Source organism: Streptomyces viridiviolaceus (assembly GCF_014650995.1).
GTDB classification, from domain to species: domain Bacteria; phylum Actinomycetota; class Actinomycetes; order Streptomycetales; family Streptomycetaceae; genus Streptomyces; species Streptomyces viridiviolaceus.
The window spans coordinates 67,074-88,268 of record NZ_BMWA01000010.1 but is presented as its reverse complement, the minus strand read 5'-3'; the positions used below and the strand labels follow the sequence as shown (position 1 = coordinate 88,268).

16 protein-coding genes and 1 pseudogene are annotated in these 21,195 nt (G+C 73.7%); 8 read left to right on the top strand and 9 right to left on the bottom strand.

What is annotated here, in order from left to right:
• Positions 1 to 4 precede the first annotated feature (4 nt).
• On the bottom strand, positions 5 to 613 hold the full coding sequence (locus IE260_RS41655) for a hypothetical protein (protein WP_229880789.1): 609 nt from the start codon (positions 611 to 613) through the stop codon (positions 5 to 7).
• Between the two features lie 316 nt (positions 614 to 929).
• Between IE260_RS41655 and IE260_RS16020 the strand changes: the two genes are divergently transcribed.
• A complete protein-coding gene (locus IE260_RS16020) occupies positions 930 to 1,139 on the top strand; it encodes a hypothetical protein (RefSeq protein WP_189872307.1) in 210 nt (69 codons plus the stop codon).
• 400 nt (positions 1,140 to 1,539) lie between these two features.
• On the top strand, positions 1,540 to 2,913 hold the full coding sequence (locus IE260_RS16015) for an MFS transporter (RefSeq protein WP_189872304.1): 1,374 nt from the start codon (positions 1,540 to 1,542) through the stop codon (positions 2,911 to 2,913).
• A 43-nt stretch (positions 2,914 to 2,956) separates the two neighbouring features.
• On the opposite strand, the gene IE260_RS16010 is transcribed toward IE260_RS16015, so the two are convergent.
• From IE260_RS16010 to lnt, 4 genes are all read right to left on the bottom strand, one after another.
• Positions 2,957 to 4,927, bottom strand: a complete 1,971-nt coding sequence (locus IE260_RS16010) for a helix-turn-helix domain-containing protein (protein WP_189872301.1) — start codon at positions 4,925 to 4,927, stop codon at positions 2,957 to 2,959.
• Positions 4,928 to 5,002: 75 nt separating this feature from the next.
• Positions 5,003 to 5,803, bottom strand: coding sequence for a 3-hydroxybutyrate dehydrogenase (locus tag IE260_RS16005; protein WP_189872298.1), 801 nt, complete (start codon positions 5,801 to 5,803; stop codon positions 5,003 to 5,005).
• Positions 5,804 to 5,857: 54 nt separating this feature from the next.
• Positions 5,858 to 6,337 (bottom strand): NUDIX hydrolase, encoded by a 480-nt coding sequence (locus tag IE260_RS16000; RefSeq protein ID WP_189872295.1) that lies wholly within the window; start codon positions 6,335 to 6,337, stop codon positions 5,858 to 5,860.
• Positions 6,338 to 6,405: 68 nt separating this feature from the next.
• Complete coding sequence (gene lnt / locus IE260_RS15995) at positions 6,406 to 8,019, bottom strand: apolipoprotein N-acyltransferase (protein WP_189872292.1); 1,614 nt, start codon at positions 8,017 to 8,019, stop codon at positions 6,406 to 6,408.
• Positions 8,020 to 9,063: 1,044 nt separating this feature from the next.
• Here lnt and IE260_RS43370 point away from each other — a divergent pair.
• A pseudogene (locus IE260_RS43370) lies at positions 9,064 to 9,204 on the top strand (O-antigen ligase family protein); the annotation flags it as partial.
• A gap of 138 nt (positions 9,205 to 9,342) precedes the next feature.
• On the opposite strand, the gene IE260_RS15985 reads toward IE260_RS43370, so the two are convergent.
• Together IE260_RS15985 and IE260_RS15980 are read right to left on the bottom strand one after the other, a co-directional pair.
• A complete protein-coding gene (locus IE260_RS15985; protein ID WP_189872286.1) occupies positions 9,343 to 9,888 on the bottom strand; it encodes a hypothetical protein in 546 nt (181 codons plus the stop codon).
• A gap of 109 nt (positions 9,889 to 9,997) precedes the next feature.
• The gene (locus tag IE260_RS15980; protein WP_189872283.1) at positions 9,998 to 10,783 is read right to left on the bottom strand and encodes a glutamate racemase; all 786 of its coding nucleotides are present in this window, start codon (positions 10,781 to 10,783) and stop codon (positions 9,998 to 10,000) included.
• Positions 10,784 to 10,822: 39 nt separating this feature from the next.
• On the opposite strand from IE260_RS15980, the gene IE260_RS15975 reads away from it, so the two are divergent.
• Positions 10,823 to 12,040, top strand: a complete 1,218-nt coding sequence (locus IE260_RS15975) for a glycosyltransferase (RefSeq protein ID WP_189872280.1) — start codon at positions 10,823 to 10,825, stop codon at positions 12,038 to 12,040.
• An 18-nt stretch (positions 12,041 to 12,058) separates the two neighbouring features.
• On the opposite strand, the gene IE260_RS15970 is transcribed toward IE260_RS15975, so the two are convergent.
• Complete coding sequence (locus IE260_RS15970) at positions 12,059 to 13,360, bottom strand: TerD family protein (protein WP_189872729.1); 1,302 nt, start codon at positions 13,358 to 13,360, stop codon at positions 12,059 to 12,061.
• A 295-nt stretch (positions 13,361 to 13,655) separates the two neighbouring features.
• On the opposite strand from IE260_RS15970, the gene IE260_RS15965 reads away from it, so the two are divergent.
• From IE260_RS15965 to IE260_RS15950, 4 genes are all read left to right on the top strand, one after another.
• Complete coding sequence (locus tag IE260_RS15965) at positions 13,656 to 14,099, top strand: DUF6643 family protein (protein WP_189872277.1); 444 nt, start codon at positions 13,656 to 13,658, stop codon at positions 14,097 to 14,099.
• Between the two features lie 43 nt (positions 14,100 to 14,142).
• Complete coding sequence (locus IE260_RS15960) at positions 14,143 to 14,970, top strand: MOSC domain-containing protein (RefSeq protein WP_189872275.1); 828 nt, start codon at positions 14,143 to 14,145, stop codon at positions 14,968 to 14,970.
• A gap of 181 nt (positions 14,971 to 15,151) precedes the next feature.
• Complete coding sequence (locus IE260_RS15955; protein WP_189872272.1) at positions 15,152 to 15,757, top strand: Rv1733c family protein; 606 nt, start codon at positions 15,152 to 15,154, stop codon at positions 15,755 to 15,757.
• Between the two features lie 333 nt (positions 15,758 to 16,090).
• Entirely contained in the window at positions 16,091 to 18,529 is a 2,439-nt protein-coding gene (locus tag IE260_RS15950) for a right-handed parallel beta-helix repeat-containing protein (RefSeq protein ID WP_189872269.1), read from the top strand.
• Here IE260_RS15950 and IE260_RS15945 read toward each other — a convergent pair.
• Entirely contained in the window at positions 18,526 to 20,772 is a 2,247-nt protein-coding gene (locus tag IE260_RS15945) for a hypothetical protein (RefSeq protein ID WP_229880834.1), read from the bottom strand. The two genes, IE260_RS15950 and IE260_RS15945, sit on opposite strands and share 4 nt — an antisense overlap.
• Positions 20,773 to 21,195 lie beyond the last annotated feature (423 nt).

Genomic DNA, 21,195 nt, shown 5'->3' with positions numbered 1-21,195 from the left:
GCGGTCATGAAGGTTGGAGTTCTACCTTGCCAACCATGACTGTTCCGGTGGCGGGGGCGACGCAGGGGGTCATGTCCGTTGTCTCACCCGACGCCGTGCCCGCCTCGCAGAGTCGACCGCCGTTCTCACGCAGGTCAAGGTGGAAGCGCGTGACTTTGCCGTCCTGCTTGAGGCCGTGCATGCGTTCGTCGATGTATCCGAGCCTGTTCAGGGTCTTACGGACGCTTGCGGGGGTGGGCTTCGAAACCGCCTGCAGTGCCTCGATGATGCGTTGTTCGTGCTGGACGCTCGCGCACCAGTCGCGGGCGTTCAACACCGGCTCGGGCCCTGGGAGGACACCTGGTTCGATCGGCTCGGCGGGAGGAGTCTCGCCAGGGGCGAGGCTCTGCTCCTCCTGCGAACCGGGCAGCTGCGAAGCGATGGGAGGCCCGCCGGGGGCAGGACACGGTGCGGCAACCCTCTCGAGCATCTTCGCGAACGCCGCTTGGTCGGCCGACAGCGACGTGGCACTCACCTTGGAGCCAGCGCTCGTGCCAGGCCCGTCCTGTGAACTGCCGCTACCAGGCCGGTCGGTGCCACAGCCGACAAGGGCCAGGGAGGCGACGGCGCCCACTGCGAGAGCGTGTCCGGACCGGATAAACAGGCGGGCGGGGCCATAGATGTGTCTCATGCGCCCAGCCTCCGGCGGAAAGCCGGACCGACGCATGAGTACGTCTGCTCATGTGTCTATAAGCACGGACGAGGGTGTCGCCACCCCAGAACTGCCGGGGTTCCAGCTGGTTCCGTCTGCAGTCCCTCGGAAGCCTGCCGTGGCCAGTGGACGGCGGGGATGTGCCGAAGGCCCTCGTGGCCGTCGATCCGAATGGCCGGGTCCTCCACCGTTGAGGCCCCCATGACTGATCTCCTCGAACAACGCCGCCGGTCTCATCGTGGACTGGGACGGCACGGTCGTTGACAACGGGCGACGGCGTTTTGACGCACTGCGCCAGGCGTTCCTTCCGTACGGGCACAAGGCCGAAGAGGACTGGTACACGGCGCGTGCCGGGCTGCCGGTCGTGGTCACCGTTGAGTCCGTGGAGCGCGGCAAGCCAGCCCCCGACGTTTACCTGGAAGCAGCGCGACAGACACCACCGCTCTAGGGATGGGCGTGTCGTCGGTAGGTGGGGCCAGCGGCGCCGTTTGCCGTGGGAAGTGAAATGGCGGCGTCCCGGACGGTCACGTTCGGCGGGTCTTCCGTGCAGTTGACGGCCGGGCCTCACCGTGGAGCCGCTCGCGGTGACGCGCCACGGGTTTTGGTCAGCACCAAACCAGCACGGGAGTCAGCACGGCACCGTCAAATCACCCCGAAATACGCCTCTCGGACGCCAGTCGTTTCGACCGTTTCCATCGACCGAATCACGCTTCGGTGAGCGGGCATGGTGGCGGCACGCATAGCCGAACCCCGAACTATGGTGCCCCGCCACATGTGCCCCTGACCTGCGGGTTCCTACGGTGTCCCGACACGTACCCGTCCCCACCGCACACGAGGAAGTGGCGCACATGGCCTCCGCAGCAACCGCTCCACCGACGCCGAACAACCTCAAGCGCATCGTCGCCGCCAGCCTCATCGGCACCACCATCGAGTGGTACGACTTCTTCCTCTACGGCTCCGCCGCCGCCCTTGTCTTCAACGAGTTGTTCTTCCCGGACTCCGATCCGCTCGTCGGCACGCTGCTGTCGTTCCTGACGTACGCCGTCGGGTTCGCCGCCCGTCCCCTGGGCGCCCTGGTCTTCGGGCACTACGGCGACCGGCTCGGGCGCAAGAAGCTGCTGGTGCTGAGCCTGCTGATGATGGGCGGGGCCACGTTCGCGATCGGCCTGGTGCCCACGCACGCGACCATCGGCACGGCCGCTCCCGTGCTGCTGACCGTGCTGCGGCTCGTGCAGGGCTTCGCGCTCGGCGGTGAGTGGGGCGGCGCCGTGCTGCTGGTGTCCGAGCACGGGGACGCGCGGCGGCGCGGGTTCTGGGCCTCGTGGCCGCAGACCGGCGCGCCGGCCGGGCAGCTGCTGGCGACCGGGGTGCTGTCGCTGCTGACGGCCGTGCTGTCGGAGTCCGCGTTCAACAGCTGGGGCTGGCGGATCCCGTTCCTGCTCTCCGGAGTGCTGGTGATCGTCGGTCTGTGGATTCGTCTCTCTGTCGATGAATCGCCTGTCTTCAAGCAGGCGTTGGCGCAGGCCGAGTCCCGCAAGACGGAGGCCAAGCAGCTTCCGCTGGTCGCCGTGCTGCGGCACCACTGGCGCGACGTGCTGGTCGCGATGGGCGCCCGTATGGCGGAGAACATCAGCTACTACGTCATCACCGCCTTCATCCTCGTCTACGCCACCACCTCGGCCGGTGTCTCCAAGCAGACCGCGCTCAACGCCGTGCTGATCGCCTCGGCCGTGCACTTCGCGGTCATCCCGGCCTGGGGCGCGCTGTCCGACCGGATCGGCCGCCGGCCGGTGTACCTGCTGGGCGCGGCGGGCGTCGGTCTGTGGATGTTCCCGTTCTTCAAGCTGATCGACACCGGCGGGTTCGGCAACCTGATCGTCGCGGTGACCGTGGGCCTGGTGCTGCACGGCGCGATGTACGCGCCGCAGGCGGCCTTCTTCTCCGAGATGTTCGCGACCCGGATGCGCTACTCCGGTGCCTCCATCGGTGCCCAGTTCGCCTCGGTCGCCGCCGGCGCCCCCGCGCCGCTGATCGCGACCGCGCTGTTGTCCGACTACGACAGCTCCACCCCGATCTCCCTGTACGTCATCGCCGCGTCCGTGCTGACGCTGATCGCCGTGGGCGTGGCCAAGGAGACCCGCCACCGGGACCTCGCCGAGGTCGCCTCGCCCGAGGACGACGAGGTGGCCGCTCACCGTGCCGCGGACGCGCGCACCGTCTGAGTGTCCGCCGCCACCGGCCCCCGTACGCCCGCGCGTACGGGGGTCAGTGCTGTGCGGGTGCCGACAACCGGTGCAGCCGCAGGGCGAGTTGTATCTCCAGCACCCGCGCGGGGCTCTGCCAGTCCTCGCCGAGCAGGCGGCCGACCCGTTCCAGGCGCTGGGCGACCGTGTTCACGTGGACGTGCAGCTCCTCCTTGGTGCGGGCCGGGCTCATCCCGCAGGCGAAGTACGCGTCGAGGGTGCGCACCAGCTCCGTGCCGCGCCGCTCGTCGTACGCCACGACCTGGCCGATGGTGCGGTCGACGAAGCCCGCGATGTCCCGGTCCCCGGCCAGGAGCAGTCCGAGGAACCCGAAGTCCTCGGCGGCGGCACCGTCTCCCGAGCGCCCCAGCACCCGCAGCGCGTCCAGACACCGTCGGGCCTCGGTGTACGCGGCGGCCACGGTGTCGGGACGGGTCGCGAGTTCCTCGACGGGCGCGGAGGCACCGACCGTGACGGCCTCGTGGACGGCCGTGCCGAGCTGCCGGGCGGTGCGGCGGGCGAGGTCGGCGGCACCGTCCCGGGTGCCGAGCGGCAGCAGCAGCACCGTGCCGCCGTCGCGGGCGGCGGCCAGGCCGTGCCGGGTCGCCGCGAGGTGGGAGGCCGCGGCCCACAGGCGTCTGCGGGCGTCCGCCTCGTGGTCGGCGTCGGCCGCGGGGGCGTCGAGGCGGGCGGCGAGGACGACGTGGGTGGCGTCGAGGTCGGCGTGCAGCCTGGCGGCGCGCTCGCGCAGCAGGCGCGGGTCGCGGTCGCGGGCGTCGAGGAGGTCGTCCAGCAGCTCACCGCGGACGCGTTGTTCGGCCTCGGCGGCGGACCGCCGGGCGAGCAGCAGCAGGGAGGTGACCATCGCGGCGCGTTCCAGGGTGCGCTGGTCGACGGGGTCGAGCCCGGGGTGGCCGCGCAGCACGAGCGCGCCGAGCAGTTCGCCGCCGGCGGCGACGGCGGCGATCCAGTCGTCCTGGTGCCGCACCGCGTGTCCCTCGGCGCGGGACGCCTCCAGGGCGCCGGCCGGTGCGGCGGCGGCCTCGGCGAACTCGACGGTGCCGTCGAGGACCTGGGAGACGGCGGCGGCCACGTCGTGGACCCCGCCGCCGCGCAGGACGAGTTCGGCGAGCCGGTCGTGGACGTCGGAGGCGCGCTCGATGACACCGCTGCGGTCGCGGATGATCTCGTTGGCCCGCTCCAGGCCGGCGAGGGCGGAGCGGGTCTCGGCGAGCAGGTTGGCGGTGTCGATGGCGGCCGCGGCGAGGGCTGCGAAGGATCCGAGCAGGGCGATCTGCTCCCGCTCGAAGACGCGGGCCCGCCGGTCGGCGGCGAACAGCACGCCGATGACGTGGTGGCCGAGCATCAAAGGCACGCCGAGGATCGCGACGAGCCCCTCGTCCCGCACGCCCGCGTCGATGGTGCGGGTGTGCTGGAATCGGGCGTCCTTGAAGTAGTCGTCGGTGACGTAGGGGCGGGCCGTCTGGGCGACCAGGCCACCGAGGCCCTCCCCCATGCCGAGGCGCAGCTGCTGGAAACGGGCCGCGACCGAGCCCTCGGTGACGCGCATGTACGTGTCGCCCCGGTCCGGGTCGTTGAGGCTGAGGTAGGCCACGTCGGTGCCGAGCAGTGAGCGGGCCCGCTGCACGATCGCCCGCAGTACGGCGTCCAGGTCGCGCAGTCCGGCCAGGTCGTGGGCCGTCTCGAACAGGGCGGACAGCTCGGCCTCGCGCCGGCGCCGGCCCTCCAGCTCCGAGCGCACGCGCAGCGCGAGCAGCTTGGCCCGCTCCAGCGCGGCGATCCGCTCGGCCGGTCCTCCCTCGGCGCGGGCGAGCAGCACCGGCTGCTCGTAGGCGTCCGCCGAGGCGCCCCGGGCCAGCAGCTCCAGAAACGGCGCCTCGGCGCCGGCGGGAGCCGGGCCGGAGGCATCGCCGGCCGCCGCTTCGGCGGTGCGGGCGGAACGCTCGGCGGACTGCACGTGATCGCGAGACATGCTCACAGGATTCCTCATCGCACGGCCGCCCCGGCAGCCCTGTGGAAAACCCGGGCGGCCGGGGCCGGCCGCCGCTCAGTGCGCGGTCCAGCCGCCGTCCAGGACGAGCGAGGTGCCGGTGACGAAGGACGCCTGCGGGCTGCACAGGTACGCCACGGCCTCGGCGACCTCCTCCGGTTCGATCAGCCGCCGTACGGCGCTGTCCCGCAGCATCACCTCCGTGAGCACCTGCTCCTCGGGAATGCCGTGGGCCCGGGCCTGGTCGGCGATCTGCCGCTCCACCAGGGGTGTGCGTACGTAGGCGGGGTTCACGCAGTTGGAGGTGACGCCGTGGGCGGCGCCTTCGAGGGCGGCGGTCTTGGACAGTCCCTCCAGTCCGTGCTTGGCGGACACGTAGGCCGCCTTGTAGGCGGAGGCACGCAGGCCGTGGACGGAGGAGACGTTGACGATGCGGCCCCAGCCCTGCCCGTACATGTGGGGCAGGGCGCCGCGGATGAGGCGGAAGGGCGCCTCCAGCATCACGGTGAGCACGGTGTGGAAGACGTCCGGGGGGAAGTCCTCCAGGGGCCGCACGAGCTGCAGTCCGGCGTTGTTGACCAGGACGTCGGTGCCGGCGGCCGCGAGTTCGGCGGCGTCCAGGTCGGTCAGGTCCAGGACGTGCGGTTCGACGGTGCCCGCCAGGTCACCGGCTCGTTCGGCGAGCGCGTCCAGGCCGGCGGCGTCCCGGTCCACCGCTCTGACCTTGGCTCCGGCGGCGGCCAGCCGCAGCGCGCAGGCACGGCCGATGCCGCCGGCGGCGCCGGTGACAAGGGCGGTGCGGCCGCCGAGGTCGAGCGAGGAGGCGTGAGGGGCCGGGAGGACGCTGGGCGAGGTCATGGTCCGACCCTAGGCAGCCCCCGCCCCACACCCCATGTGGGCACGCCCCATAGTTCAGGCGGAATCGGTGGGGTCGAACCATGTGGGGGCGTCGGCCAGCGCCTGCTTGATCCGGAACCGCCCGAACTCGTTGAGGTCCGGCAGGGCGTCGACCGCGAACCAGCCCACGTCGAGCGACTCGTCGTCGTTTACCCGGGCCTCGCCGCCGACGGCCCGGCAGCGGAACGTGATGTCCATGAACTGGCAGACGTCGCCGTTGTCGTACGTGACCGGGTTCAGCGCCTGGACGAGGACCACCCGCTCGACGACACACCGTACGGCGGTCTCCTCCTCCACCTCGCGCACCGCGCAGGCGGCGGGCTGCTCTCCCGGTTCCGGGATGCCCCCGATCAGCGCCCAACGCCCTGTGTCGGACCGCCGGCCCAGCAGCACTCTGCCGTCGTCGTCGAAGACGACGGCAGTGACTCCGGGGAGCCAGAGCAACTGGTTTCCGGCAGTGGAGCGGAGGGTGGTGATGAAGTCGGGAGTAGCCATGCGTCCGACCCTAACGGGCCGGTCGGGCCGCTCCCGGCGATGCCGAGAGGCGTGCGGCGGGCGTACGGCTACACGTCACGGGCGCGTCGCCCGCGCACACCCGCACCGACGGCCCAGCCGAGCCCGCCCGCCGCGACCAGCACCAGGGCGATCTCCGGCACCACGCCCAGCTCCGTCGCGGGCGTCCTGGAGGAGCGCAGCGGCACCTCCTGGACCAGTGAGTCCGCCACGTACATGCCGGTTTTCTGGGTGATCCTGCCGTCCGGCATGATGATCGCGCTGACTCCGCTGGTCACCGGTACGGTGACGGTCCGGCTGTGCTCGACCGCGCGGATGCGGGACATGGCGAGCTGCTGGTAGGTCATCTCGCTGCGGTCGAACGTCGCGTTGTTGCTCGGTACGGAGATCATCTGAGCGCCGTCGGTGACCTCGGAGCGCACGGCCCAGTCGAAGGCGGCCTCGTAACAGGTGACCAGGCCGACCGTGGCGCCGGGCATGGCGAACACGCCCGGCTCGGTGCCCCGGCTGAAGTCCTGGCGGACCATCGACGTCCAGTTCTCGTTGATCGCCCCGATGAGCGGGCGCAGCGGGAGGTACTCGCCGAACGGCTGGATCTGGCGCTTGTCATAGGTGTCGACGGGCCCCTTCTCCGGGTCCCACAGGATCTGCTCGTTGAACAGCTTGCCGCCGCGCTCCACGACGCCGCCGACCGAGATGGGCGCGCCGATCGCCTTGGCGGCCCGGTCGATGACGAAGCGGGCGTCGTCGTTGGCGAACGGGTCGATGTCGGAGGAGTTCTCCGGCCACAGCACGAAGTCGGGCTGCTCGGCCTTGCCGGCCTTCACCTCGGCGGCCAGGCGTTCCGTCTCGCGCGCGTGGTAGTCGAGCACGGCCCGTCGCTGGGCGTTGAAGTCGAGGCCCGCGCGGGGCACGTTGCCCTGGATCACGGCGACCGTCGCGGTGCCGTCCTCCGCCGCGTCGCTGACCAGCGGCCGGGCGGCCACGGCAGCCACCACGGGTACGGCCACGCCGAGCAGGGCCGCTGCCGCCGCACCCCGCTGTACGGCACGGGTGCGGCGGGCCCGGACCGCCAGGCGCACCGCCTCGCACAGGCCGAAGCCGCACAGGACGACCGCGAACCCGAGCACCGGTGTGCCGCCGACGGCGGCGAGCGGGAGGAACACGCCGTCCGCCTGACCGAACGCGATCTTGCCCCAGGGAAAGCCCTCGAAGGGAACGCGCGCGCGTACGGCCTCTCCGGTGATCCACACGGCCGCCGCCCACACCGGCCAGGCGGGCAGCCTGGACACCGCGGCGACGCCGGCGCCGACCAGCGCGACGAAGACCGCCTCGATCGCGACGAGGGCGAGCCAGGGGCCGGGGCCCACCTCCACACCGGTCCACACCAGCAGCGGCAGCAGGAAGCCGAGGCCGAAGAGGTAGCCGAGGCCGAGGGCCGCCTTCCAGCCGCGTCCGCGCAGCACCCCGCCGAAGACGGCGAAGGCGGGCACGGCCAGCCACCACAGGGTGCGCGGCGGGAAGCTGACGTAGAGCAGCACTCCGGAGAGCGCGGCCGCGACGGCCGGGAGGAAGCGCATGAGCCGCGCGGCGGCACGCGACGCGGGCGCGGCTTGGGGCTCGAGCCGGTCCGACTCGCCGACGGAGGTTGCGGTGACGGTCACCCCCGGAGTGTACGGCGCGTGACTTTGCCGCCGACAGCACGGTGGCGGGGGCCGCGGCCTGCGCGGCGGACCGGTGCCGCAACGTTTCCGCACAACCGGGCGCCGGGGCGTCCCCAATCCGCCGACCGGCCGTTACGGTGTGCCGGAGCCCCGGTCGCACGGCCCGATCCGGCCGGGCGGCGGGGCCCGTCAGGGTCGGGGGCGACGGGGGCGGGGGACACGGTGGGTTCCAGAGGGACGACGTCTGCGGACGGCCGGGAAGCGGACGACGTCAGACGCGACGTGGCGGGCGTGGCAATCCTCGGGGCCTGCGCCGCCTGGTCGCTGATCACGGCCACCGCCCGCGACGGGCGCCCCGAGGGCGTACTGCTCGCGGTGCTGGCCGTGGCCGCCGGTCATGCCGTGGGGCGGATCTTCGGCGCGCTCCTGCCGGTCGCCGCCCCGTGCGCCGCTGCGCTGGCCGGGACCGCCCTGACGGTGGCGGTTCCGCATCTGGCCCCGGGGCCGCGCATCACCGCGCCGCTCGGGCACGCCGGTGCCACCGCCGCGCTGCTGGCTCTGTCGGCGGGCGCCGCGTGCTGCGGGGCCTGGGCCAGTCGGGTGCCGGCCGCGCGGCTCGCGCTGCGCCTGATCGCCGCCGGCGTCGCGGTGACGGCGGCCGTGCTGGGCTCGGTCGCCGGCTGCGTCGCCTGTGCCGCGGTGCTGCTGTGCTCGCTCGCCGCCGGCCGGGTGCGCGGCCGCGGTGCGGCGCTCGCCGGTCTGGGTCTGGCGGCGGCGCTGGTGACCGGTCTGACCTGGGCCGTCGTGGAGCGCTTCGTCCCGGACGGACTCGCGGCGTCCCTGGAGGGCCGGCTCACCTCCCATCGCGTCCGGCTGTGGGGCGACGCCCTGGAGCTGCTGCGGCAGGACGCGCTCCTCGGCGTGGGACCGGGGCGTTTCGGGGACCTGAGCGCGACGGCGGTCCAGGCGTCGCCGCCCGACGGCAGGCCACACTCGGCGGCGTGGCAGCAGGCGGCCGAACAGGGGATCGTGGGCCTCGCCCTGCTCGGTGCCGCCTTCGGCTGGGTGCTGTACGCCCTGTGGCGCTCACCGCGTCCCACGCCGGTCGCGCTCACCGCGGGCGTCGCTCTCACCGGTCTCGCGGCCATCGCCGCGGTCGGCAACGCGCTGAGTTTCACCGCGGTGACGGTGGGGGCGGGGCTCCTCGCCGGGCTGGCCACGGCCCGCCCGCCGGCGGAGGAACCGTCGGAGCGGGCGGCCGGAGTACGGTCGCACGGCGACCGGTTCACCCCATGACATGTCCGCGATGCCGATCCCGGTGGTTCAGTGCGCCGCCGGCCCCGGCGACTTCGGGCGCAGGCGCTCCTTGATGACCCGTACGGCCACCTCGGCGTCGTCCACGGTGATCGTGAAGGTGTGGCCGTCCCAGAGCCGCAGGATCACGCCCTCGCCGCGCCGTACGACCACGGCGGTGCCCTTCTCGGGACGCCAGCGGTACCCCCAGCCGCCCCAGTGACGCGGGGTGACGAGCGGGGCGAACTCCGCTCCGGCCACGTGGGAGAGCGGGATGCGCCGGCGGGGTACGCCGATGTGGCCGCAGCGCACTTCGAGGCACTCCTGGTCGACTCTCAGCGCCACGTGCACGAACGCCAGGGTGCCGAAGAGGACCAGCAGACCGGCCGCGATGCAGCCGACGACCGCCATGACGAGCGGGGCGATACCCGATTCCCAGGCCGAGTCGACGGCCAGGGTGATGCCGAGTGCCATGCAGGCGGCACCGATGAGCGCCAGCAACCACTGGACCCGGTTGGTGGCACGTCCGGTCCAGACGTCCGGGATGGGGGCGTTCTCGCCGTGGCGATGCCTCATGGCTACGAGACTACTCATGTTTCGCTGCGCGGGTACCTCGTCGCGGAGGGTGACTGGGCCGACCGGGGTGCGCGGAGCGACGAGGGGACGCCGGTGCCGGGGCCGGCGGTCAGCGCGCGGGGCTGGCCGCCCCGAGGAGCCTGCCCTCCTCGTAGGCGAGGGCGGGCGCGGGCAGGAGGCCCTCGCGTCCGCTCAGCAGGACGGTCAGGGTGCCTTCGGCCGGGGCTCCCGGGTCGGGCCGGGCACCGATCCGCCGCAGTGCCTGTGCGGCGACGGCGCCGGCGGAGCCGTGCAGCACGAGGGGCGGGAAGCCGGGGCGCTGCACGGCCTCGCGGATGCGCTCGTGGACAAGCTCGTAGTGGGTGCAGCCCAGGACGACGGTCGTCACGTCGTCGGGGGTCAGTGCCGCCGCGGCGGCGACGGCGGCGTCGATCGCCGCCTCGTCCGCGTGCTCGACGGCCTCGGCGAGCCCGGGGCACGGCACCTCGGTGACCTTCGCGCCGTCGGCGAACTCCTCGATGAGTCCGCGCTGGTAGGGGCTGCCGGTGGTGGCGGGCGTCGCCCAGATCGCGAGGGGGCCGCCGCCGGCCGCGGCCGGCTTGATCGCCGGGACGGTGCCGATGACCGGCAGGGCCGGTTCCAGCCGGGCACGCAGCGTCGGCAGGGCGTGCACGGTCGCGGTGTTGCAGCCGACGATCAGGGCGTCCGGCCGGTGCGCTGCGGCGGCCTCGGCGACGGCAAGGGCACGCTCGGTCAGGTCCTCGGGCGTCCGCGGCCCCCAGGGCATGCCGTCGGGGTCGAGGGAGAGCACGAGATCGGCGTCCGGCCGCAGACGCCGTACCGCGGCGGTGGCCGCCAGCAGACCGATTCCGGAGTCCATGAGCGCGATCTTCACCCGGCCACCTTAATCGATGCCGCGCGGCGGGCCGGTCCGGTGGGGCAGACTGCGCACGTGAGCGCCGTTGTGTGGACCGCCGCCGTATCACTCGCCGCGTGGCTGTGGCTGCTGCTCGCCCAGGGCTTCTTCTGGCGTACGGACGTCAGGCTGCCGACCCGCCGGGAACCCGACGTGTGGCCTTCCGTGTGCGTGGTCGTCCCGGCGCGGGACGAGGCGGCGGTCCTGCCCGCGAGCCTGCCGTCGCTGCTGGCCCAGGACTATCCGGGGCGGGCGGAGGTCTTCCTGATCGACGACGGCAGCACGGACGGCACCGGTGAGCTGGCGCGCGAGCTGGCCGGGCGGCAGCACGGTCTGCCGCTCACCGTGGCCTCGCCCGGCGAGCCGCCCACGGGCTGGACGGGCAAGCTCTGGGCGGTGCGGCACGGCATCGCCCTGGCACGCGCGTGTGAGCCCGAGTACCTGCTGCTGACGGACGCCGACATCGCCCACGCGCCGGACAGTCTGCGGGAACTGGTGTCCGCGGCCGGCACGGGCGGCTTCGACGTCGTCTCACAGATGGCCCGCCTGCGCGTCGAGAGCCCCTGGGAGCGGCTCGTGGTGCCGGCCTTCGTCTACTTCTTCGCACAGCTGTACCCCTTCCGGCGGATCGGCAAGGAGCGGGCCGGGAAGAAGGGGGAGAGGAGGACGCGGACGGCCGCTGCGGCGGGCGGCTGCGTGCTGCTGCGCTCCGAGGCCGCCGAGCGGGCCCGGATCCCGGACGCGATCCGGCACGCGGTGATCGACGACGTGGCCCTCGCCCGGGCCGTCAAGGACAGCGGCGGCCGAATCTGGCTGGGGCTGGCCGACCTGGTGGACAGCGTGCGCCCCTACCCGCGGCTGCACGACCTGTGGCGGATGGTCTCGCGCAGCGCGTACGCCCAGTTGCGGCACAACCCACTGGTGCTGTTCGGCACGGTGACCGGTCTGACGCTGGTGTACCTGGTGCCGCCGGCCGCGGTGGCCGTCGGCGCGGTCACCGGGAGCGCGGGGGCGGCGGTTCTCGGCGCCCTGGCGTGGCTGGTGATGGCGGGGACGTACGTGCCGATGCTGCGGTACTACCGGCAGCCGCTGTGGCTCGCTCCCCTGCTGCCGTTCACCGCGTCGCTGTACCTCCTGATGACGGTCGACTCCGCGGTGCAGCACTACCGGGGGCGCGGCGCGGCCTGGAAGGGCCGCACCTACGCCCGTCCGGGCACCGTGCCCGACGAGGGCTGAACACCCGTCGGTCGAGGGTCATTTCCGGCCGGGGGTCCAGTTCATGCCCCATCCGTATGCGTGGTCGATCGTGCGCTGGGGGCTGACGCCGCGCTCCGGCACCAGGTAGCGGGCCTCGCGCTGGACCACCAGGTCGCTGCCGGTGTTGGTGATCAGAGCGAGGGCGCACACCGTCGAGGGGACCGTGCACTCGTCGAGGGAGAAGTCGATCGGTGCGCCGTACTGCGGCTGGAGGGTGACCGTGGCGTGCAGGTCGGCGAAGGAGCGCGCTCCCTCGTAGATGGTGACGAAGACGAGGATGCGCCTGAAGTACTGCTTGTGGTCCAGGTTGACGGTGAGGTTCTCGCCGGTCGCCACCGCTCCGGTGCGGTCGTCGCCGTCGAGGTGGATGAAGGGCGGCTGGTGCAGCGAGCCGAAGGCGTTGCCGAGGGCCTGCACGACGCCCTTGCTGCCGTCGCTGAGTTCGTACAGGCAGCACAGGTCGAGGTCGAGGTCGTCGTGCATGGCGACGGGGCGGCCCAGTTTGCGGGCCCAGCCCGAGAACTGTTTGCGCACCTGCCAGTTGAGGTTCACGCGCATGGCACCCGAGGTACCGCCCTGCTTGGTCAGCGAGACCGACGGTGCCGCCTTGGTGAGCGTCACCTTGGTGAGGCGGACCGGTTCGGGGGAGGGCGCCGGGGACGGGGGTGGCGGGGCGAGCGGCAGGGTCGCCGCAGGGGCGGGGGGCGGCAGGGTGGCGGGGGGTACCGGCGGGGGCGTGGTGGCCGCGGGCGCCGGGGCGGCGGCCGGGGGCGCCTGCTGCGGCTCGTCGACCGTGATGCCGTAGTCCGTGGCCAGACCTTCGAGTCCGCTGCTGTAGCCCTGGCCGACGGCCCGGAACTTCCAGGTGCCCTGCCGGCGGTAGAACTCGCCCAGCACGAACGCCGTCTCGACCGTCGCGCCCGGGTTGTCGAAGCGGGCCACCACGGTGTTCTGCGCCGCGTCCCGCACCTCGATGTACAGGTCCGGGACCTGACCGAACGACCCGCCGTCCGCGGAGGCGGCGACGATGACGGTCTCGATCGCGGGCTCGACGCGCGCGAGGTCGACGAGCATGCTGTCGGTCACCCGCCCGCCGGCGTCCCGCTTGCCCTCGTGCCGGACCGCGCCGGAGGAGTGCGCGGGCTGGTTGTAGAAGACGAAGTCCGCGTCGGAGCGGACCTTCCCACTCACCAGGAGCAGTGCCGAAGCGTCCGCGTCGGGCACGCCGGGGCCGGATCGCCAGCCCAGTTCGACTCGCAGTGCCGTCGCCGGCACCGGGGTGTTCGACCCTTTCGACATTGACATGTCCGCCCCCATCACGTGTCACCGCGCCGGGCAGCGCCCCGGCCGTCCGCCAAGTTTCCCGCGCCCAACCTATTCCCCCCGCCGCCCGTCACCACGAGGAGTGCGCGAAGTCCTCCGGCCAACCGCCGGTAACCCGCCCGGAACTCGGCCTTTACAGGAAAATCGCTGAGCGCGCTGCCCCTTTTTGCCAAGTTCGCTCGGATTGGGGATCCCGGGTCACTCCGGACACGGAAAACAACCCTCTTATCGGTCTCCCCAACCAGCACATCGTGGGCTTAACTTATGTGCCATGACCTCCCCCCGCTCCACTTATGGCGGCGGCTACTACTCCGCCTCCTTCCCGGACACCCCGATCTACGACTCGCTCGTGGCCGAGCGCGGCACCCCGCAGATCGCCCCGATCCGGGTCCCCGCCGCGTACGACGCGCCGGGCAGCCACCTGCCCGCGCTTCCGTCGGCCCTGCCCGCCCTCCCGGCGGCCCCGTCCCAGCCCTCCTACGGCTACCCGCAGCAGGTGCCGCAGCCCGCACCGCTGCAGCAGGCGCCCGCCCCGTACATCCCGCAGCAGGCGACCGCGCCGCGGGGCTACCCCGGCCCGATGCAGCAGCCGCAGCAGCAACGGCCGGCGGCGCCCGGCCCGGCGGGCTACGAGGCGATGCGCCCCGCGGCCCCCCGGCCCGCTCCGGCGCCGTACCAGGACCCGTACAACAACCAGCAGTACCGCGGCTACTGAGCCGTTTCCCGGGGCCGTCGGTGCCGCCTGGCACCATGACCCCATGGGGAACGCGCTGCTGCAGTCGATTCACGTCCATCCGGTCAAGGCGTTCCGGGGCCTCGCGCCCCGGGAGGCCGAAGTGGAGCCCTGGGGGCTGGCCGGAGACCGCCGCTGGATGCTGATCGACGACGGGGGAAAGGTCGTCACACAACGACAGCAGCCGCGCCTCGCGACGGCCGCCGCCGAGCTCCTGCCCGGCGGCGGCGTCCGTCTGTCCGCACCCGGCAGACAGCCGCTGTCGGTAGCCGTCCCGCAGCAGTCGGGCACGGTCCCGGTGCAGATCTTCCGTGACAAGGTCGAGGCGGTCCCGGCGGAGGACGAGGCCGCGCACGCCTGGTGCAGCGCCCTCCTCGGCGCACCGGTGCGACTGGTGCACCTGGACGATCCCGCCACGCGCCGGCCCGTCGACCCGGAGTACGCGCTGCCGGGCGAGACCGTCTCCTTCGCCGACGGCTATCCGCTCCTGCTCACGACCACGGCCTCCCTGGACGCCCTCAACTCCCTGATCGCCGAGGGCGAGCACGCCGGCGAGGGGCCGCTGCCGATGAACCGCTTCCGGCCCAACGTGGTGGTGGCCGGCACCGAGGCGTGGGCCGAGGACGACTGGACGCGCATCGCGATCGGCGAGGTCTCCTTCCGCGTCGCCAAGCCGTGCGGGCGGTGCGTGGTGACCACCACCGACCAGGACACCACGGAGCGCGGCAGGGAGCCCCTGCACAGTCTCGGACGGCACCGCCGCATCGGCGGCAAGCTCGTCTTCGGACAGAACCTGGTGCCCCTCGGCCCCGGCACCGTCCGGGTCGGCGACCCGGTCCGGGTCCTCGGCTGAGGCTGCCGGTCTTCCGGGTCCGCTCCTGGGGACGGGAACCCGGGCGGCGTCCCGGGCGTTGGGTTTCGTGAGAAGTTCATGAGAGACCCGGCCGGGAGCCGCCTTGCGAGGTGCCGTGACGCCGTTCCTCGGCGGCCCTCGCGTGAACGGCCCGGCCGGGAGCGGGAAGGGGGTGCGGACGGTGCGCGCGATCAGAGGACTCTGGCGCTGGCGGCACAATCCGCTGTGCCGCGCGACCGACCTGGCCGAGGCATGGGTGGCCCTCGCCGCTCTCGTTCTGATCCTGTCCGTCGCGCCGCTGGTCGGAGCGCTCCTGGGCGGCGCCGCCCAGGACGCCCTGCAGCGGTCCGTCCACGCCCAGCACGAGTCCCGCCACCAGGTGACGGCCACCGTGGTCCGCGAGCTGAACAGCTCCCCGCTGGACGTCGATCCGGAGACCGCCGCCGCGGGGAACCTGCGCAGCCGGGTCCTCGCCGACTGGACCGCGCCGGACGGCTCCGACCACCACGGTCCTGTGCCGGCGAGCCTCGACGACCCGCGCCCGGGCGACCGCTTCGCGATATGGACGGACGCGCACGGCCGGACGGTGGCCCGCCCGCTGGACTCGACCACGGCGACGACACACGCCGTCATCGCCGGTTTCGGCGCGGCCCTGGTGTCCGCCGGCCTGATCGAGACCGGGCGGCGGCTGATCGTCTGGCGCATGGTCCGCCGCCGGTACGCGCGCTGGGACCAGGAGTGGAACCGGGCGGGCCCGGACTGGGGCAGGACCGGCGCGGGCAGCTGACGGGCTTCCGCCTCCGGTCAACCCACCGCCTGCGCGCACGCTACGGTGGACCGGCCGAACCCGGTTCGGCATCGACCCGCGCGTGGGAGAACCGCAGGGGCCCCGGGCCCTGTCGCCGGACTCCCGTCGTCCGCCCGAGGGCGGGCCTCGCGGCGTCAGGTGCGTGCTGTCGGCGTGCCGGGTCCGACCCTCGTACCGGAGGTACGTGGGCCGGGCCCGGTGCGGCCGAGTGCGCGCACGGCGTGGCGGGGCAGACGGGAGTCCGGCGACAGGGCCTGGCGCCCCGCAGGCGAACGAGCCATCAGTACGACGAGGTGGGGGCACAGCAACGCCATGGCACAGGGCACGGTCCAGGTGACGCACACCGGCACGTCGCGGTGGCGGCGCCGCACGGGCGAGTACGCATCGCTCGCCGCCGCCCTGGAGGCCGCGGCCGACGGGGACATCCTCACCATCGCCCCCGGCACCTACCGGGAGAACCTCGTCGTCCAGCGGGCGGTGACCCTGCGGGGCCCGGAGGGAGCCCAGGGTTCCGTACGGATCGCGCCCGTCGACGGCGTGCCGCTCACCGTGCGCGCCTCGGCGGTGGTCCAGGACTTGCACGTCGAGGGCCAGGACGCGGCGGCGCCCGCCCTGCTCGTCGAGGAGGGCACACCGGAGCTGCTCGACGTCAGGGTGGTCACCCGGTCCGCGTCCGGCATCGAGGTGCGCGGCAGCGCCCGGCCGACCGTGCGGCGGTGCACCGTCGACAATCCGGCCGGCGTCGGCATCGCCGTCCTCGACGGCGCGGGCGGCGTGTTCGAGGAGTGCGAGGTGGTCTCCGCCGGCCAGGCCGGTGTCGCGGTGCGCTCCGGCGCGCATCCCCGCCTGGAGCGCTGCCGGGTCCACCACGCCGCGGGCTCGGGGCTGACGGCGACGGGTGAGCACTCGGCGCTGGAGGCGGTGGGGTGCGAGGTCTACGAGGTACGGGGCAGCGGCGTCCACGTCACCGGCCGGGCCACCGCGCACCTCACCGACTGCGACGTGCACCGCACCACCGCCGACGGGGTCACGCTGGACACCGACGCCGTGCTCACGCTCGCCGACTGCCGCATCCACGACATCCCGGAGAACGCGGTCGACCTGCGCTCCCGTTCGGTCCTCACGCTGACCCGCACCAGCGTGCGGCAGTTCGGGCGCAACGGCCTGTCGGTGTGGGACCCGGGCACACGGGTGGACGCCAACCAGTGCGAGATCTTCGACAGCACGGGCGACTATCCGGCGGTCTGGGTCAGCGACGGCGCCACCGCGGTGCTGGACTCCTGCCGGGTGCACGACGTGCCGGATGCGCTGTTCGTCCTGGACCGTGGTTCGCGTGCGGACGTCGTCGACAGCGACCTGTCGCAGGTGCGCAACACGGCGGTGTCGGTGAGCGACGGCGCCACGGCCCAGCTCGACGACTGCCGGATCCGGGACGCGGCGACGGGAGCGTGGTTCCGCGACCACGGCAGCGGCGGCACCCTGAACAACTGCTCCGTGGACGGCACCCGCACCGGGGTGATCGTCACGAAGGGCGCCGACCCCACCATCGAGCGCTGCACGGTCGACTCCCCCTCGGAGGCCGGCGTCTACGTGTCGGCGGGGGGCCGCGGCAGCTTCCTCAACTGCCGGGTGACGGGCAGCGCCGGCTACGGCTTCCACGTGATCGACGGCTGCCGCACGACGCTGCGCAGGTGCCGTACGGAGCGGTGCGCGCGCGGCGGGTACGAGTTCGCGGACGGCGGCCCGGACGCGTCCTCGGACTCCGGCCCGCTCGTCGAGGACTGCACCAGCGACGAGAGCGGCGGTCCGAGGCCGCCTGCCGCGCGGGAGACGGCGGTGCAGACCGTGGGCAACTCCCCCGGTCTGCTGGGCTCGATCCCCGGCCAGCGCAGCACCGAGCAGGAGCCGCTGATCGCGGCGGCCGGGCCCGAGGTGCCGGCCCGGACCTCGAAGGCGGTGCTCGGCGAACTGGACGCGCTGGTCGGCCTGGACAGCGTCAAGCGCGAGGTGCGGGCCCTGACCGACATGATCGAGGTGGGCCGGCGCCGCCGGCAGGCGGGCCTGAAGGCCGCGTCGGTCAAGCGGCACCTGGTCTTCACCGGCTCCCCCGGCACGGGCAAGACGACGGTCGCCCGCCTCTACGGCGAGATACTCGCCTCCCTCGGCGTGCTGGAGAAGGGCCACCTCGTCGAGGTGTCCCGGGTCGACCTGGTCGGCGAGCACATCGGCTCCACGGCGATCCGCACCCAGGAGGCGTTCCAGCGTGCGCACGGCGGCGTGCTGTTCATCGACGAGGCGTACGCGCTGTCGCCCGAGGACGCCGGCCGGGACTTCGGCAAGGAGGCCATCGACACGCTGGTGAAGCTGATGGAGGACCACCGGGACGCGGTCGTGGTGATCGTCGCCGGCTACACGGCGGAGATGGAGCGGTTCCTGTCCGTCAACCCGGGTGTGGCGTCCCGGTTCTCACGGACGATCACCTTCGGCGACTACGGGCCCGAGGAGCTGCTGCGGATCGTGGAGCAGCAGGCCGACGAGCACGAGTACCGGCTCGCGCCGGGGGCGGCTCAGGCGCTGCTGAAGTACTTCACGGCGATCCCCAAGGGCCCCGCCTTCGGCAACGGCCGCACCGCGCGCCAGACCTTCGAGGCCATGGTGGAGCGGCACGCGAGCCGGGTCGCCCAGCTGCCGGACCCCAGCACGGACGACCTGACCCTGCTCTACGCCGAGGACCTGCCGGAGCAGCCCTAGGGGGTGTCCGAGGGGACCTGGGGGTCTGCGGGCTCCCCGCCGGACGGTCCGGTCCGGCGCGGTGCCGGGACGTCGGTGCGGAGCCTGGCCAGCAGCCGCTGCCGTTCCTCGGCGAAGGCCGGGTCGGCCTGGTAGTCGGAGTGGCCCAGGATGGGCGCGGGCAGCGGGTGGAGTTCGGTGCGGCCGTAGTTCAGCGGGTCCTTGAGGGGTTCGCGGTCCACCGCCGGCCCCGAGTCCCCCGGCAGCCGCATCGGGCCGCCGATGGGGTCGGTGCTCCGGTACAGGTTGCGCCAGCAGTCGACCTCCTCGTGCAGGGATCCGAGCGCGGCCGGACCGAAGTGGGCCGGGAACCAGCGGCCGTAGAGCCGCTCCAGCGGGGAGCCGTACGTCAGCAGGGCGACCCGTCTGCGGGCGGACGGCGCGAGCTGCCAGGCCGCCGCGGCGGCGAGCACGCTGCCCTGCGAGTGGCCGGAGATGACCAGCCGCCCGCCGGTGGCCCGGGTCCACGTGGCCATGCGCCAGGTCAGGTCGGGCACCGCGCGCTCGGCGTAGCAGGGCGGTGCGAAGGGGTGGGCGGCGCGCGGCCAGAAGGTGCCGACGTCCCACAGGATGCCGATGGTGCGCCGGGCGGAGGCGTCCTTGTAGGCGCGCCGGCCCCAGGTGACGAACAGTATGAAACCGAGGCCGATGAGCCAGGAGCCCAGGGCTTGTGCGGTCTGGGCGGCGCCGTGGAGGAAGGGGTGCGTCCCGCGGGTGGCGTCGGCCGGCGCCTGGTCGGTGACCAGGGCGCCGACCAGGGCTCCGGCGCCCAGCAGCAGGGTCACGGCGGAGGTGACGGCGACGACGAGGGGCCCTCGGTCGGTGAGACCGGCCAGCGCGCGGGTGGTCGCGATGCGGCGGGTGCGTGCGGTGTCGCCGGCCTCCCCCGGGTGGTCGCCCTCCACGGCTGCGCGTTCGTCACGGGCGATGCGCCAGGTGCTTCGGGCGAGGGCACCGCAGAGCAGCAGCACGACGACGAGGAGCGGCGGGATCACGGACGCCTGCCAGGTCAGCAGGACGGGCGGGCCGTCGATGGACGTTCCGGTGCCGTCCAGCCAGTCCGACACGCGCTGGGCGATGCCGCCGGACATCACGCCGCCCAGGGCGCAGGCCAGCATGGCGACGGCGGGTCCGCCGAGGCCGCGCATGGCGGTGCGGGCGGCGGGGCGGGTGCGGTGCAGCAGGTGGGCGACGACTGCCAGGGCGATCACCAGCAGCCCCTGCACCAGGGGGATGCCGCCGAAGGTCATGTCCCCCGGCAGCCGGCCGGCCGACGTCCACCCGGGCCGCTCCCAGCCGCCGTAGAGCAGGGCGAGGGCGAGCAGGGCCAGGGCGGCGAGCGGCAGGCGGCGTACGAGGTGCTCGTCGAGTTCGCGGTCGAGACGCCTCTCGCTGCGGCCCCTCCGGCAGACCACGCCCACCACGGCGACCGCGCCGACGACCAGCGCCGCCTCCAGGAGCCAGCCGAGCGTGTCGAGCAGCGCCGGCCCGCCGGGCCGGCGGTCGAAGCGGGCCGCCGGTGCGCCGACCGCGGCGGCGACCGTCAGCAGGCCCGCCGCGGTGTGGGCGGCACGCAGCCGGGCCACCAGGCGACGGCCGTACCAGAAGCCCGGGCGGCCGAGCCCGGTGCGGCCGGCGTCCTCCTCGGGGTCGCGGTCCATCGGCTGCTGGGACTCGTACGCCCGCCAGGTGCGCAGGGACAGGTACCACAGCAGGCCGGTGAGCGCGGCGGGCACCGCGGCGGCGAGGGCGAGCCTGCGGCCGGGCAGGCTCCACCAGCCGCCGTCCGACACCTCCGGCGACAGGAAGCCGAGCCAGGAGTGCCGCTCCGCGCACGCGCGCGTGCCCGCGCACTGCCAGGCCGCGAGGTCGATCGCGACCTCGCAGGCCGCGGCGACCAGCAGCACCGTCAGGGTCAGTCCCGCGAGCCGCACCAGCAGCCCGTAGAGGCGGACCGTGCGGGCCCGGCCGTGCGCGGTGGGCCGCATCCAGTGGGCCAGGTTGACCACCATGAACGGCAGGAGCAGCAGCCACAGGGCGCGGGTGCCGTTGCCGGAGGTGAGGTTGCACCACACGTACGCCTCGGGCACGGGCCGGCCGCGGTAGTCCTCGGGCCGGGACTCGGCGTCGGCGTCCTCGGTGCGCCGGAACACGGCCGCGACGTCGTCGCCGGTGACCCGTACCGTGCGGGGGTCCTCCAGCATCTCCTGGGGAGTCGTACCGCCCACGCCGTGGACCAGGAGTTCCAGGGCGGTCCCGGTGCCGCCGGGCCGCTGCCCGGGGCTGCCGGTTCCGTGCGTCCCTGCCGGTCGCTGCGCCTCTTCCACTGTCCGCGCTCCCCCGTGACGTGCCGTCGGCTGTGTCCGTGCGGGCACAAGGATCTCCTGTGAGCGGGGCCGCGCACACCCGACGGCACGGAATCTCCCCGAACCGTGTGAGGAGTGGCGCGCGAGTGAGGTCCGGGTGGCCTGCGCGCGTCGGGCAGCCGGTGGCGCGGCCCGTGGTGGGGCGTGCGAGGATGGGACGTCCGCGCACCGGAGCGGGGAGAACTCCTCGTCGGCGGGGTCCCCTGGTCGAGCGGGTCGAGAGCTCGGGGAGGGTGCGCCGGGCGTGTCGGACGGTTTTGC

Coding starts and splice junctions, on each gene's coding strand:
- IE260_RS16015 (WP_189872304.1), top strand. CDS start 1,540: ATGGCCTCCGCAGCAACCGCTCCACCGACGCCGAACAACCTCAAGCGC.
- IE260_RS16010 (WP_189872301.1), bottom strand. CDS start 4,927: ATGTCTCGCGATCACGTGCAGTCCGCCGAGCGTTCCGCCCGCACCGCC.
- IE260_RS16005 (WP_189872298.1), bottom strand. CDS start 5,803: ATGACCTCGCCCAGCGTCCTCCCGGCCCCTCACGCCTCCTCGCTCGAC.
- IE260_RS16000 (WP_189872295.1), bottom strand. CDS start 6,337: ATGGCTACTCCCGACTTCATCACCACCCTCCGCTCCACTGCCGGAAAC.
- IE260_RS15985 (WP_189872286.1), bottom strand. CDS start 9,888: ATGAGGCATCGCCACGGCGAGAACGCCCCCATCCCGGACGTCTGGACC.
- IE260_RS15970 (WP_189872729.1), bottom strand. CDS start 13,360: ATGTCGAAAGGGTCGAACACCCCGGTGCCGGCGACGGCACTGCGAGTC.
- IE260_RS15965 (WP_189872277.1), top strand. CDS start 13,656: ATGACCTCCCCCCGCTCCACTTATGGCGGCGGCTACTACTCCGCCTCC.
- IE260_RS15960 (WP_189872275.1), top strand. CDS start 14,143: ATGGGGAACGCGCTGCTGCAGTCGATTCACGTCCATCCGGTCAAGGCG.
- IE260_RS15950 (WP_189872269.1), top strand. CDS start 16,091: ATGGCACAGGGCACGGTCCAGGTGACGCACACCGGCACGTCGCGGTGG.
- IE260_RS15945 (WP_229880834.1), bottom strand. CDS start 20,772: ATGCTGGAGGACCCCCGCACGGTACGGGTCACCGGCGACGACGTCGCG.